Here is a 19,598-nt window from a genome sequence, read left to right on the forward strand (position 1 = left end):
GACAAAAAAGCTAGTTTTTAAGGGAGTTGGAGTTAATTTCTAGTTACACAGTTTCCGCCGTTCATGTCGCCAGTCCTCATGATTCCCAAACCAGTAGCCACTGTCAAACATCTATCTACGTTAGCATTATTATCTAAAGAAACTCTAACGGTAATACCATTACTGGTATTGCCTTTTCCAGAAAAAATAATAGTTTGATCTCCATTAGGAAGACTAACAGGAGCTTGAAAAACTCGATTTCTGATCAAACAAGTTCCTGAGACAGTTCTGGTAGCTGCAATGATATTTAAGGTACAACTTTGTCCATTTCTGATCGCTAGTTTTTGCGCTTCTTTAATTGCGCCTTCTATTTCGCCCAAGGCAGAATTAGCTTGATTGCGATTGAGCATACCCAAAACATTAGGAACAGCAAGGGCAGCAACTATACTTAAAATAGCTGTCACAGCAATCATTTCTATGAGGGTAAAGCCTCGATCTAGTTTACGGACATTGAAGGGCAGCATCGGGTATTATCTCCACATAAGTTTCTGCAATAGGTTCGTCGGTAGCAGTCAGTGCTGCACCAACGCGATTTACATAAGCACCATTCCAATCCCAAACTTGATATCCAACCTTTAGGGTTCTATGGGGTGCAGCACTGTTATTTGCCGTGCCACTGATATGAAAACGTTGCAAAGCTAGCTGTTTGCCATTTGTATCAAATGAGCCATCATCTTGGTCTATATTTTCCAACACATTCTTAGTTTGCACGCCTGCGGGAAGAGCAGCCCACAATGCTTGAGCAAAGCTATTGGCATATACTGTGGCATCGCAGGTTGGTGCTGCACCTGCTGCTCCTTCAACTAATGTACTGCCCAATTCATTAAGACGTTCGATGTCTTCTTGGATCAGCTGATTCGCTCTTTGCTTTTCTTGCGCCTGAACTTTGATTGCCATAGCACCTACCAAAAATTGTAGGGACAAAATGACAAATCCAGTCGCTGTCAATAAAGCGACTAGTACCTCTAGAGTCACAAACCCTTGTTCTGGTTTATTTGCGCTCGATTTTAGTTTAAATAATTTTTTCATAGCAGTTTAGTTGAACTCTTCTGTTCTCCAATTAGATGGTCTTTCTGTGATAGGCTTAGGAGTTCTATTAGTGGTTGTGGTGTAGAACTTGTAAGCTCTATCTGAAGCTGAAGAACTTATACTGCTGAGGTCTGGAGTGATATTGACAGTAGCACTATTATTAATAAAATCATTTACCCATACAGAGCCATTGATTGTTACAGTACCCGATCCGTTAATAGTTAGAGTGCTTTCGGGTGCATGAATAAAGGCATCAATAGTAACATCATTACCTCCCGTATTTATCGTAATGGCTTGACCATTATCAACATAAATTTCAAAATAATTAGAAGCGGCATTACTACCAATATTTATACCTCCCGCAGGAGCATTGATATTGAGAGTTCCGTCGATATACATTGTTACCCTGGCAATACCATCCGCCTTAACATCATTGTTAAATGTTTGACCGCCAAGATTGTAATAGTAGCGACAGTCTCGAATATCTGCACAGTCTACGCTTTGATTGAAATTAGCTCCTGCCCACGTTTCAGTATAAGGTAGCTCACTAGTCGAACCTACTATTTCACTTGCAGTATTGACTGTAGTGTTGACTTGACCTCCTGCACTAGTGATCGTGTCAATTATAGGTTGAATAGAAGGAATACCACGAGCATCACTGATAATAGGCAACCCCGTTGCGGTAGCTAAAGTTGCAAAATCTCCACATCCATCAGCTTCACTTCCAGATGTAGTGACGGCAGTATCTTGAATCACAATATTGCCATTGTTTACAGTTAAAGTACCCAAATCTGCGCTGGTTACTGTGTCGTCTCCAACCCACAAAGCAGGGGCAAGATTATCCATATCGCTAGTATTGATACGAATTGGTATATCCACAACTATCTGGGCATTTCCCTGCCCATCTGGAGTTGTTCCTCTAACTGTTAAAATACCAGTCGCAGGATTACCACTAACTGGATCGTTATTAGCAGCATCACTGGTTACATCAAAATTGGCAGCACCAACATAATCATAAGAAACTAACTGATAAGACCCTGGAATAAAAGTATCAGTTGTATCTCCATCATTATTTAGTTCTAAACCGTCTTCTGCTAGAGTAATATCATTAGATTGACCTTCAAAAAAGTTCGCAATATTACCTTCGCAAAGCTCACCTATCCCCGTCCATGCGGTTGAATCGTTTATTGCTAAAATTCTATTTTTATCCAGTAATTCTCTATATCGAGTAACACCTATTTCGGCGATCGCCAGCGCATCAGAACGAGAATTCTGAGTCAAAGCATTTAATTTTTCTTCATTGGCACTTGTCAGATTTATCGTACCTAACAAAGTCATGACCAAACCCAAGCCAATTACTAATGGCAGGGTAAAACCTTCATCTCTAGCACGACGCTGCAATAGAACTCTATACAATAACAGTTTCATATAAAACTAAAACTTAGAAAAATATATTAACCAGGTAAAAAATACCTCGCCATAAGTATTACTTAGAGTACCCAAAACAACTGCGATCGCGATCGTTGACAGTCAAAAAAAAAGACGAGATTATTATTAATAAAAAAGCGATCGCTTTGTAAGGCGATCGCCAATATTGTCCAACTATAAATCTTTTCTTGGGATTAAATTAGAGAAAATTGTTGCCCCGTAACAATATCAGCACTGCTACCGTTAGCAATATCAATATCGTATAGAGTAACTTGTTGACCAAAGATATCCGTCACTAACAAATCTTGCGCTCCGTATATAGCACCATTTTCAATCGTAAAACGATTATCACTACCCCGTTTTAGAGGTACTGTACCCCCACCTTCGGTAAGTAAATCGATACTTTCAATAGGATAGCGATGATTGTTGAGTCTAACCGCCCCATACCAAGGATTTGATTCAGGAATTCCTTCTGCTACAATTCCTTGACCGATAGTATAGCCGTAAGGGGTTTGAAAATCATCCCCAGGACCAATCAACTCATAATCAATATTGACTACACCATCCACAGGATCGGCCACTCTAGCAAAAGCTTCCGCACTAAGATCTAAACCGTCTGCACGTTCGTATAACAAGTCTGATACCTGAACTACGATGGGTGCAGCACCTTCTCTTTGTCTTGGACCAGAGACTAATAGAAATGCACCGCTAGCTGACGAACCATTCCACTGGATGTTGTTAATCGCGGTAATTCCAGCCAAATTTCCATAAGGAATATCATAGCCAGAATTACCTCTACCACCAGTGGGATTAGCTGCATCATAAAAAGTGGCTCGTCCTTGATAGCTTTGACCCAACGATAAATCAGAACCTATATTGGGATTAGAGAAACTATAAATGCTGTCATAGCTACTAGGACTGTCAAATGTAGATCCATCTATCTCAAAGTTCTGTGGAGTATTATTACTGCCATTACTAACAAAGTTAATTGTAATGGTCTCTCCTGATTTGATTTCACGATTCCAAGATTCGTGTTTAATGGTATAGCTTCCATTATCATTGCCGATAATTTGAGCGTCCCAGATACCAGTAATTTCATTAGCTAGATCGAATTCTAGATCCCAACTATCTAAGTTGCGATCGCCATTATTGGTAATATATATTTCTCCCTCAAAACCATTTCCCCAGTCTTTGACCGAGGAATAGTTTACGTTGATAGATTCATTCGGCATTATTGATTAAAACTCCCAGAGAGAATTAGCCGATATACCTCTAAAAACTTAAGTAACGGCCAAGTAACTTCAAGTCTTTAGTAGCGGATCGAGTATTTCTTCGTATTTGTTTAACTTTTGACGAAATTGATTTTATCAGAGATATGTAATTTTACGTAAACTTTCTCTTTAAAAAAATAGTTAAATCAAATGTAATAATAGGGAATTACTGAGATATTTGCCAGAATAAAATTATTTTGCTGATTATGACTTGAGAATCTTTTAATCGTTGATGGCATCTAATATTTCATCAGAAGTCGGATGATAGTTCGGCTCGGATAGTTGGATATTTTCTTTCCAAATATAATAAACTTGCTCCAATGTCCCATCGTGATGACTCCAAGAACCTGTATAGTCTTGGAAGTTTAGCTTTACTAACAACCATTCTTGTTGAAGAGAGTTTAATGGTTTGGTAGTAAAAATAAATCCTGCTTCATTTTCTTGATATTCATATAATTCCAAAGAATACAAAGAACCTTGCCAGCCATATTCTCCCGAAATAGTAGCTTCTATAGCAGCTTTTTCGGTATCGTTTTTAGGACTAAAAATAAAAGTTTCTTCAGGCTTAGTGCTATAAATCATGGGACACCAACTAAACTTGTTGAGCATGAAGTCTGACAATTTTTTTAAAGCTTGTTTATCAGTAGTCATCAGCCATACTCGCTCTTCTAATTCATTACTAATTGTCCATTTAATTTGATTTTTAAATTTATATGCTACAGCAGCGAAAGCATTATCTTTAGCTAGTTGTCGGTCGACACCTACATAACCTTCATTTAATAGTTCATCGATAGTTTTTTTGGAAGGACAGGGATTTTTATAAGAAAAATCATAATGCTTTGGTCTGGCATGCAGATAAGATTTAGTAACCATTTTGGTATGCTGTAGGTTAACTGACTGGTTATTGTGCATAAGTAATACCATCCTCCAAAGAATATATATTTATTGTTCCCAAAAAAATATTAAATGTACAACTATGAGTTGTAGGAGCTTAAAATACTTGTAAAGCCTGAATATTATCTTATTTATTGTTGAATATAAGATTAATATCAGGAGTCGATCTTAAAAAGTGATGATAGATAACTTTATTCAAATGAAAAATAATTTATTTGATTTATTTGATTTATTTGATTTATTTTTTTAATTATTAAAGATTAATAATTCACTTAACCTTTAAAAAAACATCTCTTAGCGCACCCAGATATAGATACAATTAACCCTGTGTTATTAGTTTCTAGTTACTTATGTCTGAAATTGGGTCTACTCCTTTTAGTGCAGAAGAAATCGCAGCAGAAGGTATCAAACCAGAGGAATACCAGGAAATTGTCAATCGACTAGGTCGCCATCCCAATAAAGCAGAGTTGGGAATGTTTGGGGTGATGTGGTCAGAACATTGTTGTTATAAAAATTCTCGTCCCCTGTTAAGTCAGTTTCCCACAACAGGCGATCGCGTCTTAGTCGGTCCAGGAGAAAATGCGGGGGTAGTAGATTTAGGCAATGGTCTACGACTTGCGTTTAAAATTGAATCTCACAACCATCCTTCAGCAGTCGAGCCTTTTCAGGGTGCAGCCACAGGAGTAGGAGGTATTTTAAGAGATATCTTCACTATGGGAGCTCGTCCTATTGCTATTCTTAATTCTCTACGTTTTGGTAACTTGGAGGATGCTCGTACAAGACGCATCTTTCAAGGAGTGGTTGAGGGCATCAGTCATTATGGCAACTGTATCGGCGTACCGACAGTAGGGGGAGAAATATATTTTGATCGCGCATATACGGGTAATCCTTTAGTCAATGCCATGGCATTAGGATTGATGGAGACAGACGAAATCGTTAAGTCTGGTGCATCGGGAATTGGTAATCCTGTATTGTATGTTGGTTCTACTACTGGTAGAGACGGTATGGGTGGGGCTAGCTTTGCTAGTTCGGAATTAACCGATAATTCGATGGACGATCGCCCTGCGGTACAGGTGGGAGATCCTTTCTTGGAAAAGTCTTTAGTTGAGGCTTGCTTAGAAGCTTTTAAAACAGGAGCGGTAATAGCAGCGCAGGATATGGGCGCAGCAGGATTGACTTGTTCTACCTCTGAGATGGCAGATAAAGGTGGCGTGGGTATTGAATTGGATTTGGATAAAATACCTGCCAGAGAAGCTGGGATGACTCCCTATGAGTATTTACTTTCAGAATCTCAAGAGAGAATGCTGTTTGTGGCAGATAAGGGTAGAGAACAAGAATTAATTGATATTTTTCATCGCTGGGGACTTCATGCGGTAGTTGCAGGTTCGGTAATAGAAGAGCCCGTAGTCAGAATTTTATTTGAAGGAAATATTGCAGCAGAAGTCACTGCAACAGCTTTGGCAGATGACACTCCTATTTATAAGAGAGAGTTATTAAAAGAACCCCCCGCCTATGCCAAAGAAGCAGCTAAATGGACTCCCGATAGTTTACCTGGATGCGATTATCAGGGCATAGATGTCAAGGGAACATATAAAACCTGGAAGGAAATCTTGTTGCAACTTCTGGATACTCCTACCATCGCTTCTAAAAAATGGGTATACAGCCAATACGACCATCAAGTGCAAAACAATACTATCTTGTTACCTGGTGGGGCTGATGCAGCGGTAATTAGGGTACGCCCGATCGATGCTAAACCAGAAGACTGTAACACTGGCGTTGCAGCCACTACCGATTGCAATCCCCGCTATGTATATTTAGATCCCTATGAAGGGGCAAAAGCAGCAGTAGCTGAAGCAGCGCGCAACCTAAGCTGCGTAGGGGCAGAACCGATCGCCGTAACAGACAATTTGAATTTTGGTAGCCCAGAAAAACCTGTAGGCTATTGGCAGCTAGCCAACGCCTGTTTGGGAGTGGCTGATGGTTGTCGCGAAATGTCTACTCCCGTCACTGGAGGAAATGTTTCTTTGTATAACGAAACTGTGGATTCTCAAGGAAACCCCCAACCTATTTATCCGACTCCCGTCATTGGTATGGTGGGTTTAGTCCCTGATATTAGTAAAATCTGCGGACAGTCTTGGACGAAGGAAGGAGATGTTATTTATTTATTGGGTAATGCGATCGCAACTCTAGGTGCATCGGAATATTTAGCAGCAATTCACGACACAGTTGCAGGAAAACCCCCACAAGTTGATTTTGAATTAGAAAAAAGCGTCCAGGCAGTATGTCGTCACGGCATAAGAGAAGGATGGATTAAGTCAGCACACGATCTAGCAGAAGGAGGATTATCCGTAGCCTTGGCCGAATCTTGTATCGGCAATAATTTGGGTGCTACAGTTAATATCCCCGTGGCGGATTCTCAACGTTTGGATGAGTTACTCTTTGGGGAGGTTGCGGGGCAAATTGTTGTCTCAGTCTCCACTGAAATGGTTGATACTTGGGAAGCTTACCTTGAAAGTAATCTCAACAACTCCTGGCTGAAAATAGGCACGGTAGATAAATCTCAATCAGAACTCAATATTTTAACTAATGATAATCTTTCATTAATTAATGTTAAGATTGAGGAATTAGTAACTACCTGGAGTCAGGCAATAGAGACAAGATTAATACTTTAGTTTTGTTAAATAAATCTAGTTAAATGCGATTGCTCTCAAAGCGATCGCCCCATTAATCGCTTCGCGATCAATAAGCGAAGTGAATTAAAGTTTTTAGTTAAGCATTTGACAGCAAATATCTAGCGCAAAAGTTTAGCCTAAAGGATGTTAAAGGTACTAACATCAATTTCCAATATTTATTACCCCAAGGTAGGAGCAAGCCAGTAGTATGATGCCACAACAGCACCTCAATGATACCGAGGATTTTCTTATGAATAATCAACGTAGTGATAAACCAGAAGAAGCCTGTGGTGTTTTTGGGGTATATGCTCCAGAAAGGACATTAGAGGTCGCTAAACTAACCTATTTTGGTCTTTATGCTCTCCAACATCGCGGGCAAGAATCGGCGGGGATTGCGACTTTAAAACAAGGTCGAGTCTACTGTCACAAAGATATGGGTTTGGTATCTCAGGTCTTTAATGAAGATATCTTGGAACAACTACCAGGAGAGATTGCGGTAGGTCATACTCGCTACTCTACCACAGGCTCTAGTTTAAAAGAAAACGCCCAACCATTTATTACAGAGACAAGATTGGGTAAATTGGCGTTAGCCCATAATGGAAATTTGGTAAATGCAGTAGAGTTGAGAAAGCATTTAACTAGCAAAGAAACAGATTTTGTTACTACTACTGATTCGGAAATGATCGCTTTGACCATAGCCGATGAAGTCAATAGCGGTAAGGACTGGATTGAAGGGGCGATAAGTGCGTTTAAATTATGCACGGGTGCTTATAGTTTGACTATTGCTACACCCGATGGATTGATGGGAGTCCGCGATCGCAATGGTATTCGTCCTTTAGTAATTGGAGTGCTGCGAGGAGAGTCAGCAGATGGGGAAAGATATGTCTTATCTTCGGAAACCTGCGGTTTGGATATTATTGGGGCGGAATATGTCAGAGATGTTAATCCTGGGGAATTGGTTTGGATTACTGATTCGGGATTGATTTCGGTTGATTGGGCAGAAAAAGGGGAGAAAAAACTTTGTGTCTTTGAAATGATCTATTTTGCTCGTCCCGATAGCGTAATGCACGACGAAACTTTATATAGCTATCGCATACGTTTGGGCAGACAGTTGGCTAGAGAATCTTTTGTGGATGCAGATTTGGTGATCGGCGTTCCTGATTCTGGTATTCCTGCTGCGATCGGATTTTCTCGCGAATCTGGTCTTGCTTATGGAGAAGGATTGATTAAAAATCGTTATGTCGGTCGCACTTTTATCCAACCTACCCAGAGTATGCGAGAGGCTGGTATCCGCATGAAGTTAAATACTCTTAAAGATGCTTTGCAGGGTAAGAGAATCATTATTGTGGATGATTCGATCGTACGGGGAACAACTAGTAAGAAAATTGTGAAAACCCTCAGAGATGCTGGTGCAACTGAAGTGCATATGCGGATTTCTTCTCCTCCCGTAACCCATCCTTGTTTTTATGGCATCGATACAGACAATCAAGATCAGTTAATTGCTGCGACTAAATCTGTTAAGGAAATTGGAGAGAGAATTGGGGTAGATACCCTAGCTTATTTGACTTGGGAAGGTATGTTAGAAGCTACCCAAGAAGATACTAATCATTTTTGTTCGGCTTGCTTTACTGGTGACTATCCTGTTTCTATTCCTGAAGATGTGAAGCGATCTAAGTTGATTTTAGAAGAAACAAAGGTTTGAAAATTAAAATTTGAGTGGAATAGTTTATTAGCTGAACTACAAGTTAACGATCGCTTAGGATTGGCAGTTTTCGACGATTTAGTTAATGCTTATTGCAATCCTGCCAGACACTATCATAATCTCGATCATATCGCTCAAATTTTAGAATTATTAGAGCAAATCAAAGATATTGCTGATCGCTTTGTTGTGTTGCAATTTTCTGCTTGGTTTCATGATTATATTTATAATCCTCAAGGGAAAGACAATGAAGTCGCCAGTGCTATTTATGCAGAGCGAATTTTGCAGGAATTAAATCTCGATCTAGAAATTATTCAACCAGTCAAACAAATTATTATTAGTACTAAAAAACACGAACCATTATTGGATAGTGTTGATAATTTATTTTTTTTAGATGCTGACTTGTCTATTTTAGGAACATCCCCAGATAAATATTGGGCATATGCTCGTGCCATTAGACAAGAATATCAATATCTAAGCGATCGCGATTATTCTTTAGGTAGAAAAAAAGTGCTTAATAGTTTTCTAAAAAGAGCCAGAATTTATTACAGCGATCGCTTTTATCAACAGTTTGAACAACAGGCGAGAAAGAATTTAATAGCCGAAATTAAAGCAATAAATTAAAACAATAACAAGATAAATATCATCAATCCGATAAAGCTAAAACTTCCAATATGGCTTTAGGATTGAGCTTGTTTTTAAACCAAATCAAATGATTGGGTAAGTCGGTAAACTTAACTCCTGCTTTATCCAAATTTAGCCTTTCCGAGACAGCCAAAATAAGATTACCAGTATCGCCGTGACGCACTTGATAAAACTTTTTCTGCAAATATTGTGGTCGCCAATAACCGACAATTTCTAATAAAAATTCTCTGCCATCGGGATGTACTAAACGGAAATCGGGAATCATCACACTGCCAGGAAGGGGAATTAAATCTACTTCTCTTTCTAGTCGCCATTCGGTTTTAACTTTTGCCCAACTTTTAGCAAAAGAAGCTTCTAGCATACTGTCGTAAGGTTTACCTGGGGGATAATGAGAAACCAAGTCACAGCGATCGCTGGTTAAACTAAACTTACCTGTTTTGATGTTGCCCGAATATGGATCGCGATTTTGTAGTTTTGCTTGCAAACTCCATTTGGTTACATGCAGCAAAGCAGGAAGCATTTTCGCCAGGGCTAAACCATAGCGAGTACTAGCTTTGAATAGACTTGCAGGACCATCCATAGTTAAAGTGAAACCCGTATCCGCATCTCCTTCTATGTATGCCATTAATTGAAATAATTTGATATAGCGAAAGAGTAATTTATATTCCCCAGGATCGTTGCGATGGGCATTGATTACTACGTTGCTGGCACGATAAAAAATCCCTTGAACTTGAGATAAGTTATATCGATGCAGCAAAGATTCAGGGACGGGTGCTTCAAACTGAGTTAGGATACGATTTTCTTGCAAGTCTGCATATAATCCCGCTTCAATTTCTGCCCGAGACACGGGACGTTTTAATTCACCTTTGAGAGTATGGGTGATCGCTTCAATGGTTTGACTGCGCTGACTGGGTAAAGTAATTGTTTTAGCAGCTTCGGCAAACACTCTCTGTCTGAGGGTAGGAGGCTCAAGAGGGCTGATAATTTCAAAAGTAGAGAAACTATTGCGTAATATATGGGAAAGACCCCGTTTGACCCGATAATCGGGGCTATCTCCTTCCAAATCGAGGAGTTGCCGATCCAATTCCCCTTGAGTTTTGCCCAAGCAATCTTGAAAACAATCAATGATCTCGGTAGCGATCGCCAGATTGCGGTTATCGATTCCTAACTTTTTCGGTACAATTGTCTCGCCATTGCGCTTATATATAAGTAGATCGCTTTTTAACATTACTAGTTTTATTTCTAACGCAGAAAAATGTATCAGCCCTTAGAATGCCGTCCCGATAGCTATCAAGAATGGTACAACCAAGGTAATAAATTGCGGGCAGAAGGCTACTATCAAGAAGCTTTAATCAGCTACGAACGTGCCATAGATTATAAACCCCGCGACTATTGGTCATGGTATCGCAAAGGGGTAGTATTAGAGGCACTAGGAGAATACACAGAAGCGATCGATAGTTATACTCAAGCCAACAAGATTGAGCCCAATAACTATTGGTCTTGGTACGAACAGGGTTGTATTTACTTTACTGAATTAGCTCAATACGATCAGGCAATTGCTTGTTTTGTCCAAGCTCTAATTGCTCATCCTCAAGACTATTGGGCAATATATCGCACCGCAGAAGCTTGGCGTAGATTAGGTGGATACCAGGAGGCAATATCTCATTATAATCGCGCTCTGGAATTACGCCCCCAAGATTTTTGGTCTTTTTATCGTCGCGGAGAAGCCCAACAACAGTGGGGGAACTCTTCCTTAGCTTTACAAAGCTATAATTGCGCTTTAAATATTGAACCCAACGATTATTGGAGTTGGTATCAAAAGGGAACAGTTTTACAAGAATTAGGACAATTCGATCGCGCCATTGTTAGTTACGACTTTGCTTTAAATGAAAATTCAAGCTTCGATCTAGCTTGGTATCAAAAAGGTTGTTGCTATGCTGAATTGCATAATACTAATTGGGCAGTTATGAGTTTAGAGAAAGCGATCGATCTCGATCCTCAAAAATATTTAGAATTAGCAGCTAATGCACTTGTCTGGCAAGCATTTCGAGGGAAAACGGGTTTTCAATTATTATTAACTAATAAAAGTCGCAAGTATCTTAATTAGCGATCGCCAACTACTCATTATCTATATCTTCATCTGAGTTAGAAGATTCTTTGGCTAAGGCTTCTGCCATTTGTTCTATAGTTTCTGTATTGGAATTATTAAGTGGTAATAATTTGCTAGCTTCTGACGCTTCTAAAGGACGACCAAACCAAAAGCCTTGCATTTGTTTACAGCCGAGATTGCTTAATAAATCTACTTGCTTTTGAGTTTCTACGCCTTCGGCTACTATTCTGAGATCGAAACCTTTTCCTAATTCGATTAAAGCAGTTGCGATCGCCAAATCTTCGGGACTATTAGTTAATTGTCCTACTACAGATCGGTCTATTTTCAGGGTGTTTAAAGGAAAATGCTTGAGATATTCCAACACAGAAAATCCCGCAGTAAAATCATCAATAGCAATGTAAACTCCCAGTTCTTTTAATTGCTGGAGCAAAGTTTTGCTAAGTTCTATATTTTCTAGCAAGCTAACAGCACTAATTTCTAGTTCTAGAAATTGAGGCTCTAAAGCTGTTTCTGCCAATATTTCGGCAATTTTTGCTACCAAATTAGTTTGTTTAAATTGGACTAAAGATAAGCTTACTGTAATTCTTGATGGAGGTAATCCTTCTTTTTGCCAAGCTTTATTCTGGCTACAAGCTTGACGAATAGCCCATTCTCCAATGGGTATAATTAGCTTAGTTGTTTCGGCTGATTTGATAAAATTATTGGGAGGAACTAAACCAAATTCTGGATGCTGCCAGCGCAGCAGGGCTTCAATTGCTTCTGTTTTTCCAGTATCGAGGTTTATTTGTGGCTGATAATATAACTTGAATTCTTCTCTTTCTAAAGCTTGTTGTAACAACGCTTCTAATTCTAATGCGACTGAAGCTTGAGAATTCATAGATTCATTATAAAACTGATAACTCTTTTTGCTATTATACGCCCGTTCTAAAGCAGTATTAGCATTGGCTAATAATATATCTATGTTAGTACCATCTTGAGGATAAATGGCGATGCCAATACTACCATTGAGAGTTACATTCGTTGCTCCCAGTTTAAAAGATTGTTCTACAGATTGCTTGATTCGACTGTTAATTTTAGCTACTTCTTCAATACCATTTATTTGAGGCATCAATAAAACATATCGATCATCTTTCCAGTGAACGACTGTATCTCCAGCACGTATACAAGAAGTTAATCTTTTACCTAAAGTTGACAATAGTTCTTGACTTTTTTGTGTTCCTAAATTGGCTCTAATATCGGGCAAAAAGTAAAGTTTACAGAACATTACTGCTAAAAGATTTTCGCTTCTTGTAGCATTGGATATTGCCGTAACCATTTGTTGCTTAAATATATTTTTTTCTGATGCAGTAGCGACTAATTCTTTCTGTTCGCCTTGAGTTGATTGCCTTTCTTCAATTGAGTTACTTATCAACAAGCAAATTGTTTCTTTTGCTTCAGAACTAACTAAATCAATTTTAATTTTAGTTTTGACTATTTCACCACTTTGATGGCGCAACAAACATTCTCCCCAAAAGCTGTTTTTTGCTGCAATTATTCCCTGTAATATAGCTGAAAACTGTTCCGAGGCAGAACATAACTCGTAAATATTCATCTGCAACATTTGCTCCCTAGAATATCCGAGTAATTCGCTACAGGCAGCATTGACTTCAATTATTTGCTTGGTAGCCGATTCAACAATAATAATTGCTTCGGCGACATGCTGGCTTATTTTATTATAGAGATTCGTTTGATAGTGTAATTCTACTTCTAAAGCTTTTTGTTGACTAATATCAACTATATAATTTCTGATTACTTTATTGTCAGGTAAGTAATGAGCCGTTTGCCAAAAAGTTTTATCACCAATTATAACTTCTCGATTAATAATATTATTTTGCCCTTGATGATATATAGAAATTAAATTTTCTAATAAAGGGTGACTTAGTTTTCGGTGATGTATGTCTTTAAAATGAATTATACCAGCGGAATTTATATAAGTAATATTGCCATATAAGTCAATTTCAATAATTGGTTGGGGACTTAGCTCGGTTAAGGAAATTTGTCGAGAAGAATCTACTAATAAAGGTTTATTAGTGTTAATGCTACTATTCGTATTGCCATTAACGGAACTTACAGGAGGATTAACAACTGTATCTTTATTAACTAAAGCACTATTTGCTAAAGAAGTCTGGTAGTTATTACTATTATCAGCAGGTAAATCAACAGGTAGGTCTGACGTGATTTTATAAGTTGCTCGGGCATCTCCACTAAACTGAATAACATCTCCATCTTTCAATTCATGAACTAAAGTCTTCTTAGTATTAATATAAATTCCATTACGACTTCTGTTACCTTGTAAATCTCCATCTAAAACCCAATAAGAAAACTTATTAGTTTTGACATCTGTTCTTCTAAGAAGAGTAGCGTGATTTCGAGAAGTTTTTTGACAAGAAAGAACAATATCATTGCTAGAATGACGACCAATGGAATAAGTAGCAGCATCAAGATTAATTTCTCTATGGAAAGAAGGATCTTCAATGACTAATACGTGATGTATTCTATCTAGGCTATCCATTGTATTATTTTGAATATATTTTATGTTCATATTGTTCTGAGCATCAGTTGAAACTGCTTTTAAAGCAAAAATGTAACTAAAAATATCACATAAAATCAGCTATTATTATAGATTTAATTATGCCTTTGAATGCTGTGATCAACTGATATGTCAGATACTAAAAGTAAAAGAGTACCATTACAAAATGGTCAACAAAGTCAACATAATAGTTAAGCATATTGTTCCCGAAAGAGGGAATAAAATATCAACCAGAATTAAATTATTGGTTCTTTATTATCAGCCAATAATCAGCTAGGAGCAAATATTAGTAAATTTGCGGTTAGATAATCAGGCGATCGGGGAATAGGCTAGGATTGACGAATGGTAAATTAATCAATGTTGGCAAGGGTGTGGAGCGCAGCGATCGCGGGTATTGATGCCATCAAGGTAGGAGTAGAAGTAGATGTATCGGGGGGTCTACCAAAAATTATTGTTGTTGGATTACCCGATGTGGCAGTCCAAGAATCGCGAGAAAGAGTCAAAGCAGCCCTGAAAAATGCTGATTTTGCTTTTCCCGTCCGCAAAATTGTGATTAATCTCACTCCCGCAGATCTACGTAAGGAAGGACCTTGTTTCGATCTACCTATTAGCGTCGGTATTTTAGCAGCTTCAGAGCAAGTAAATCCCCAATTATTGGGAGATTATTTATTTTATGGTGAGGTTTCTTTAGATGGGACATTAAGACCTGTATCGGGAGTTTTACCTATTGCTGCTGCTGCCCATAAAATGGGTATTGCAGGGTTGATTGTACCTCTAGGTAATGGTCAAGAAGCAGCCGTTGTCAAAGACATCTCCGTATATGCCTTTGAAAATTTGGGACAAGTAGCAGATTTCCTCAACCAGCCCCATAAATATCAGCCTGTAACTGTTGAAGAACAATTGATAGCAGAAGAATCTTTAGCACAATTTGCCAACTTAAAAGATGTAAAAGGACAAGTCCATGGCCGTAGAGCTTTGGAAATTGCAGCAGCAGGAGGGCATAATCTGATTTTTGTAGGACCCCCAGGTAGCGGTAAGACAATGTTGGCACAACGTCTTCCTGGTATCTTACCCCATCTTTCCTTTGAAGAAGCTTTAGAAGTTTCTCAAATTCATTCTGTAGCTGGTTTACTCAAAGATCGAGGTCGCCTAATTAAACAAAGACCTTTTCGCAGTCCCCACCATTCTGCTTCTGGTCCATCATTAGTTGGGGGAGGTAGTTATCCTCGTCCTGGGGAAATATCTCTGGCTCATCAAGGTATTTTGTTTCTCGATGAATTGACGGAATTCAAACGCAATGTACTGGAATACTTGCGCCAACCGTTAGAAGACGGTCGAGTAACAATTTCTCGTACCCGCCAATCAGTAGTTTTTCCTGCTCAGTTTACCTTAGTTGCCAGCACTAATCCTTGCCCTTGTGGTTATTTTGGCGACCCTATTCAAAATTGTACTTGTTCTCCTCGACAACGGGAAAATTACTGGGCTAAGTTATCGGGTCCTTTGATGGATAGAATAGATTTACAGGTGGCGGTTAATCGTCTCAAACCAGAGGAAATGACTGGGCAATCTACGGGAGAAGATTCAGAAAAAGTCAGGGATAGAGTATTTGCTGCTCGTCAAATTGCCAAAAACCGATTTATTAAAGATTCTGAAGTTAGCTGTAATGCTCAAATGCGATCGCAACACTTACGAGAGTTTGGTATTTTGGACGATACCAGTCGCAATTTATTAGAAGCTGCAATACGGAAATTAGGTTTGTCTGCTAGGGCTATGGATCGGGTTTTGAAAGTATCTCGTACCATTGCCGATCTCGCTGGCGATCGCGATTTACAAAGTCATCATTTAGCAGAAGCTATTCAATATCGCACGATTGATCGCATGCAGTAGTTAATAATTATTACTTTCAGATCCACTCTTCATCTTCTTCATCGAAATCGCTTTCATCCGACTCACTTTGGCTATAAGCAGAAGATTCTGGTTTGGGGGTTATGATAACTCTCTCCCTATCTGATTCTTCTTCTTCAAACTCTTCTTCTTCAAACTCTTCATCATCCAAATCCCTTGCTTGCTGTCGATGGAAATCATTTGATGTTGATTTGTATTCAGGTTTGGGTAAAATATCTGCTGGCTTTTCCCCATCTATTTCTATCACAATCAAATCGTCAATATAAGCTAAGAAAAGATTTCCTTCCACATCACAAACTGTAGCCGAACAAGATACCTCAGACTTTTGTTGATTTGAATTAAATAGTTCATTAATAAAACGAGAAGGATTAGTTTTATTTTCCTCTCCGTTTATACTTAATAAAATATATTGATTACCTGTTTTTCTATGTCTAACAATAGTGGTCATACTATTAAAACTTACTTATTACTTATTACTTAATTATCCTCCATGATTCCGAGGATCGGTATTAGTATCTTTTGTAACGGTTACTTGAGGTTCAAACTGAGATACTTGACCTGTTTTGTTAGCGTAAGGAATAGGATTTTTGGCAATTAAAGCGTCAAGATCCATTTCCAAAATACCTTTGGGTTGTTCGCCAATAGATTCGGCGATCGCATTTCCTTTACTGTCCATAAAGACAAAGTGAGGAATACCATCCACACGGTAGCGCAACATTTCAGGCAACCATTTAGTATTATCAACGTTGAGCATGACAAAATTAACGCGATCGCCGTATGCTTGTTTGATCTCCCCCAGATCTCCTGCCATTGCCTGACAACTAGTACACCAGTCTGCATAAAACTCTGTGAGAGTTGGTTTTTCGTTAGCAAAAGCTACATCCAAAGAAGTCGATTGCTTAAACTGAGATTCTAGAGACAGAGGATTATTTTCAGTTTTTAATCCCAAAAATAAAGCAATACTTAAGATAACTGCGGCGATCGCAACTACAATATTTCTAACAGAATTATTACTATTTGCTTCCAATTGTTTTTCAGTGTCCATTGACTTTTCAGGTACTTTTTAATTAACTTACCAAAAAATTCATCTCTAAACAGATCCTTAAGGAATTGCATATGTCACAATGATTAGCGTTAATCATGACTTGTAGTTAAGCAATTTATACTTAAGATATACAAAATGGAACCGCTTTATCAGTATGCTTGGCTAATTCCCGTACTGCCTCTTCTGGGGGCAATGTTGGTAGGAATTGGTTTAATTTCCGTAAACAAGGCAACTAACAATCTACGTCAGATAGTTGCTGTATTTATTGTCTCCATCATTGGCGCAACAATGGTGATGTCTTATGCAATTTTGTGGAGTCAAATTCACGGACATGAAGTCGTCACTCGAACTATTGAGTGGGCTTCGGCAGGAGATTTTCATCTTTCGATGGGTTACACTATCGATCATCTCAGTGCCTTGATGTTGGTTATTGTGACTACCGTAGCTTTCTTAGTGATGATTTACACCGATGGCTACATGGCACACGATCCTGGCTATGTCCGCTTTTATGCCTACTTGAGTATCTTTAGTTCTTCTATGTTGGGATTGGTAATTAGTCCTAACTTGGTGCAGATCTATATCTTTTGGGAATTGGTGGGGATGTGTTCCTATCTCCTAATTGGTTTTTGGTTTGATCGCCAACCCGCAGCAGATGCTTGTCAAAAAGCTTTTGTTACCAACCGAGTTGGTGACTTCGGCTTGTTATTAGGAATGCTTGGTCTTTATTGGGCAACTGGTAGCTTTGAGTTTGGCATTATGGGCGATCGCCTTGGAGAACTGGTTTCTACTGGTTCTATAAGTGCGTTTTTAGCCACCTTATTCGCCATTTTAGTATTTCTAGGACCAGCAGCTAAATCAGCTCAATTTCCCCTTCACGTATGGCTACCAGACGCGATGGAAGGGCCTACTCCCATCTCGGCATTAATTCACGCTGCAACTATGGTGGCTGCGGGGGTATTTTTGATTGCGCGGATGTATCCCGTATTCGAAAATGTACCTGTAGCAATGAATCTAATTGCTTGGACTGGGGCATTTACGGCTTTTCTCGGTGCGAGTATTGCCCTGACCCAAAATGACATTAAAAAGGGTTTGGCATATTCTACCGTTTCCCAACTGGGCTATATGGTTATGGCAATGGGTATTGGTTCTTATAGTGCGGGTTTATTTCACTTGATGACTCATGCTTTTTTCAAAGCCATGCTGTTCCTTTGTTCTGGTTCGGTAATTCACGGCATGGAAGAGGTTGTGGGACACAATCCGATAATTGCTCAAGATATGCGGTTGATGGGTGGTTTGAGAAAGTATATGCCTATCACCGCAGGTGCTTTCTTTGTTGGTAATTTAGCGATTTGTGGGATTCCTCCTTTTGCAGGTTTTTGGTCGAAAGACGAAATCTTGGGACAAGCTATGACAGCCAATCCTGCCCTCTGGTTTATTGGTTGGGCTACGGCTGGTTTGACCGCATTTTATATGTTCCGTATGTACTTTATGACCTTTGAAGGGGAGTTTCGCGGAAATGATGCGGGGATCAAACAACAGCTAATGACTGAAGCTGGACTGGCTTTTGGCCCTGGTGCAATGGATGCTAAAGAGGGCGATAGTCACGGTCATAGTGAATATCCTCACGAATCTCCTTTAACTATGGCATTACCTCTGGTTATTTTGGCGATACCTTCAATTGGAATTGGTTTACTCGGTCGTCCTTGGGAAAACTATTTTGAAGAGTTTATTCACGCCCCAGGAGAAATTATTGCCGAACACGCTTTTGATTGGAATGAATTTCTAATTATGGCAGGATTGTCAGTTGCGATCGCCGTAACGGGAATTATCGTAGCACTGTTGATGTATCGTACCAAAACTATCGATCCCAGCAGTATTGCCAAAAAAGTTCCTACTCTCTATCGTTTCTCCCTTAATAAATGGTATCTCGACGATCTTTATAACAAAGTATTTGTTATCGGAATGCGTCGTATTGCGAGACAGATTATGGAAGTTGACTATCGCGTTGTAGATGGTGCGGTTAACTTAACTGGTTTGGCAGCAGTACTTAGTGGTGAAGGGCTGAAATATCTAGAAAATGGTCGCGCGCAATTTTACGCTTTGATTGTTTTTGGTGCAGTCTTGGGATTTGTATTGTTGTTTAGTTTGGGCTAAACATTAGTTAGTTATAGTTTTTGAAGCGATCGCTTGTTCTTGAAGGTCAGGCGATCGCTTTTTGCTTTTTAAAGTCATTATTCCCAGCAATTCTCATTTTGAAAAAAAGAGGCGGAATTTTTGCGCCAGAAAAGAAAA

General features: G+C 39.0%; 15 protein-coding genes. 6 read left to right on the forward strand and 9 right to left on the reverse strand.

Annotated elements, in window-relative coordinates; all coding sequences use genetic code 11:
• Nucleotides 1-32: 32 nt before the first annotated feature.
• From I4641_RS13140 to I4641_RS13160, 5 genes are all read right to left on the reverse strand, one after another.
• Nucleotides 33-503 (reverse strand): pilus assembly FimT family protein, encoded by a 471-nt coding sequence (locus I4641_RS13140; protein ID WP_229640990.1) that lies wholly within the window; start codon nt 501-503, stop codon nt 33-35.
• Nucleotides 481-1,068 (reverse strand): type IV pilus modification PilV family protein, encoded by a 588-nt coding sequence (locus I4641_RS13145; protein ID WP_229640991.1) that lies wholly within the window; start codon nt 1,066-1,068, stop codon nt 481-483. Before I4641_RS13145 ends, I4641_RS13140 begins: the two co-directional genes overlap by 23 nt.
• A 6-nt stretch (nt 1,069-1,074) precedes the next feature.
• A complete protein-coding gene (locus I4641_RS13150) occupies nt 1,075-2,496 on the reverse strand; it encodes a DUF7305 domain-containing protein (protein ID WP_229640992.1) in 1,422 nt (473 codons plus the stop codon).
• Nucleotides 2,497-2,690: 194 nt separating this feature from the next.
• On the reverse strand, nt 2,691-3,728 hold the full coding sequence (locus I4641_RS13155; RefSeq protein ID WP_229640993.1) for an expansin EXLX1 family cellulose-binding protein: 1,038 nt from the start codon (nt 3,726-3,728) through the stop codon (nt 2,691-2,693).
• A 261-nt stretch (nt 3,729-3,989) separates the two neighbouring features.
• Nucleotides 3,990-4,679 carry a hypothetical protein gene (locus I4641_RS13160; protein ID WP_229640994.1) on the reverse strand — a complete coding sequence of 230 codons (690 nt, stop codon included), beginning with the start codon at nt 4,677-4,679 and terminating at the stop codon, nt 3,990-3,992.
• Between the two features lie 332 nt (nt 4,680-5,011).
• On the opposite strand from I4641_RS13160, the gene purL reads away from it, so the two are divergent.
• The 3 genes from purL to I4641_RS13175 all read left to right on the forward strand — a co-directional run bounded on the left by purL (nt 5,012) and on the right by I4641_RS13175 (nt 9,656).
• Nucleotides 5,012-7,333: a phosphoribosylformylglycinamidine synthase subunit PurL gene (gene purL, locus I4641_RS13165; protein WP_229640995.1), complete on the forward strand. Its 2,322-nt coding sequence runs from the start codon at nt 5,012-5,014 to the stop codon at nt 7,331-7,333.
• 208 nt (nt 7,334-7,541) lie between these two features.
• Nucleotides 7,542-9,035 carry an amidophosphoribosyltransferase gene (gene purF / locus I4641_RS13170; RefSeq protein WP_369426785.1) on the forward strand — a complete coding sequence of 498 codons (1,494 nt, stop codon included), beginning with the start codon at nt 7,542-7,544 and terminating at the stop codon, nt 9,033-9,035.
• A gap of 60 nt (nt 9,036-9,095) precedes the next feature.
• Nucleotides 9,096-9,656, forward strand: a complete 561-nt coding sequence (locus I4641_RS13175) for an HD domain-containing protein (protein ID WP_229640997.1) — start codon at nt 9,096-9,098, stop codon at nt 9,654-9,656.
• A gap of 22 nt (nt 9,657-9,678) precedes the next feature.
• Here I4641_RS13175 and I4641_RS13180 read toward each other — a convergent pair whose 3' ends face one another.
• Nucleotides 9,679-10,905, reverse strand: a complete 1,227-nt coding sequence (locus tag I4641_RS13180; RefSeq protein ID WP_229640998.1) for a DUF790 family protein — start codon at nt 10,903-10,905, stop codon at nt 9,679-9,681.
• Nucleotides 10,906-10,932: 27 nt separating this feature from the next.
• On the opposite strand from I4641_RS13180, the gene I4641_RS13185 reads away from it, so the two are divergent.
• Nucleotides 10,933-11,784, forward strand: a complete 852-nt coding sequence (locus tag I4641_RS13185; RefSeq protein ID WP_229640999.1) for a tetratricopeptide repeat protein — start codon at nt 10,933-10,935, stop codon at nt 11,782-11,784.
• 10 nt (nt 11,785-11,794) lie between these two features.
• Here I4641_RS13185 and I4641_RS13190 read toward each other — a convergent pair whose 3' ends face one another.
• The gene (locus I4641_RS13190) at nt 11,795-14,338 is read right to left on the reverse strand and encodes an EAL domain-containing protein (RefSeq protein ID WP_229641000.1); all 2,544 of its coding nucleotides are present in this window, start codon (nt 14,336-14,338) and stop codon (nt 11,795-11,797) included.
• Between the two features lie 375 nt (nt 14,339-14,713).
• Between I4641_RS13190 and I4641_RS13195 the strand changes: the two genes are divergently transcribed.
• Complete coding sequence (locus I4641_RS13195) at nt 14,714-16,243, forward strand: YifB family Mg chelatase-like AAA ATPase (RefSeq protein ID WP_229641001.1); 1,530 nt, start codon at nt 14,714-14,716, stop codon at nt 16,241-16,243.
• Nucleotides 16,244-16,259: 16 nt separating this feature from the next.
• Here I4641_RS13195 and I4641_RS13200 read toward each other — a convergent pair whose 3' ends face one another.
• Both I4641_RS13200 and I4641_RS13205 read right to left on the reverse strand, forming a co-directional pair.
• Nucleotides 16,260-16,709 (reverse strand): hypothetical protein, encoded by a 450-nt coding sequence (locus I4641_RS13200; protein ID WP_229641002.1) that lies wholly within the window; start codon nt 16,707-16,709, stop codon nt 16,260-16,262.
• Nucleotides 16,710-16,742: 33 nt separating this feature from the next.
• Entirely contained in the window at nt 16,743-17,306 is a 564-nt protein-coding gene (locus I4641_RS13205) for a thioredoxin family protein (RefSeq protein WP_229641003.1), read from the reverse strand.
• Between the two features lie 135 nt (nt 17,307-17,441).
• Between I4641_RS13205 and I4641_RS13210 the strand changes: the two genes are divergently transcribed.
• Nucleotides 17,442-19,460 carry an NAD(P)H-quinone oxidoreductase subunit 5 gene (locus tag I4641_RS13210; protein WP_229641004.1) on the forward strand — a complete coding sequence of 673 codons (2,019 nt, stop codon included), beginning with the start codon at nt 17,442-17,444 and terminating at the stop codon, nt 19,458-19,460.
• Nucleotides 19,461-19,598 lie beyond the last annotated feature (138 nt).

The organism is Waterburya agarophytonicola KI4 (assembly GCF_020640915.1).
GTDB lineage: Bacteria > Cyanobacteriota > Cyanobacteriia > Cyanobacteriales > Xenococcaceae > Waterburya > Waterburya agarophytonicola.

Bases quoted from the DNA above. Each gene is read 5' to 3' on its own strand.
- I4641_RS13145 (WP_229640991.1), bottom strand. From the start codon at position 1,068: ATGAAAAAATTATTTAAACTAAAATCGAGCGCAAATAAACCAGAACAA.
- I4641_RS13195 (WP_229641001.1), top strand. From the start codon at position 14,714: ATGTTGGCAAGGGTGTGGAGCGCAGCGATCGCGGGTATTGATGCCATC.
- I4641_RS13190 (WP_229641000.1), bottom strand. From the start codon at position 14,338: ATGGATAGCCTAGATAGAATACATCACGTATTAGTCATTGAAGATCCT.
- I4641_RS13160 (WP_229640994.1), bottom strand. From the start codon at position 4,679: ATGCACAATAACCAGTCAGTTAACCTACAGCATACCAAAATGGTTACT.
- purL (WP_229640995.1), top strand. From the start codon at position 5,012: ATGTCTGAAATTGGGTCTACTCCTTTTAGTGCAGAAGAAATCGCAGCA.
- I4641_RS13200 (WP_229641002.1), bottom strand. From the start codon at position 16,709: ATGACCACTATTGTTAGACATAGAAAAACAGGTAATCAATATATTTTA.
- I4641_RS13140 (WP_229640990.1), bottom strand. From the start codon at position 503: ATGCTGCCCTTCAATGTCCGTAAACTAGATCGAGGCTTTACCCTCATA.
- I4641_RS13185 (WP_229640999.1), top strand. From the start codon at position 10,933: ATGTATCAGCCCTTAGAATGCCGTCCCGATAGCTATCAAGAATGGTAC.
- I4641_RS13150 (WP_229640992.1), bottom strand. From the start codon at position 2,496: ATGAAACTGTTATTGTATAGAGTTCTATTGCAGCGTCGTGCTAGAGAT.
- I4641_RS13155 (WP_229640993.1), bottom strand. From the start codon at position 3,728: ATGCCGAATGAATCTATCAACGTAAACTATTCCTCGGTCAAAGACTGG.
- I4641_RS13205 (WP_229641003.1), bottom strand. From the start codon at position 17,306: ATGGACACTGAAAAACAATTGGAAGCAAATAGTAATAATTCTGTTAGA.
- I4641_RS13180 (WP_229640998.1), bottom strand. From the start codon at position 10,905: ATGTTAAAAAGCGATCTACTTATATATAAGCGCAATGGCGAGACAATT.
- purF (WP_369426785.1), top strand. From the start codon at position 7,542: ATGATGCCACAACAGCACCTCAATGATACCGAGGATTTTCTTATGAAT.
- I4641_RS13210 (WP_229641004.1), top strand. From the start codon at position 17,442: ATGGAACCGCTTTATCAGTATGCTTGGCTAATTCCCGTACTGCCTCTT.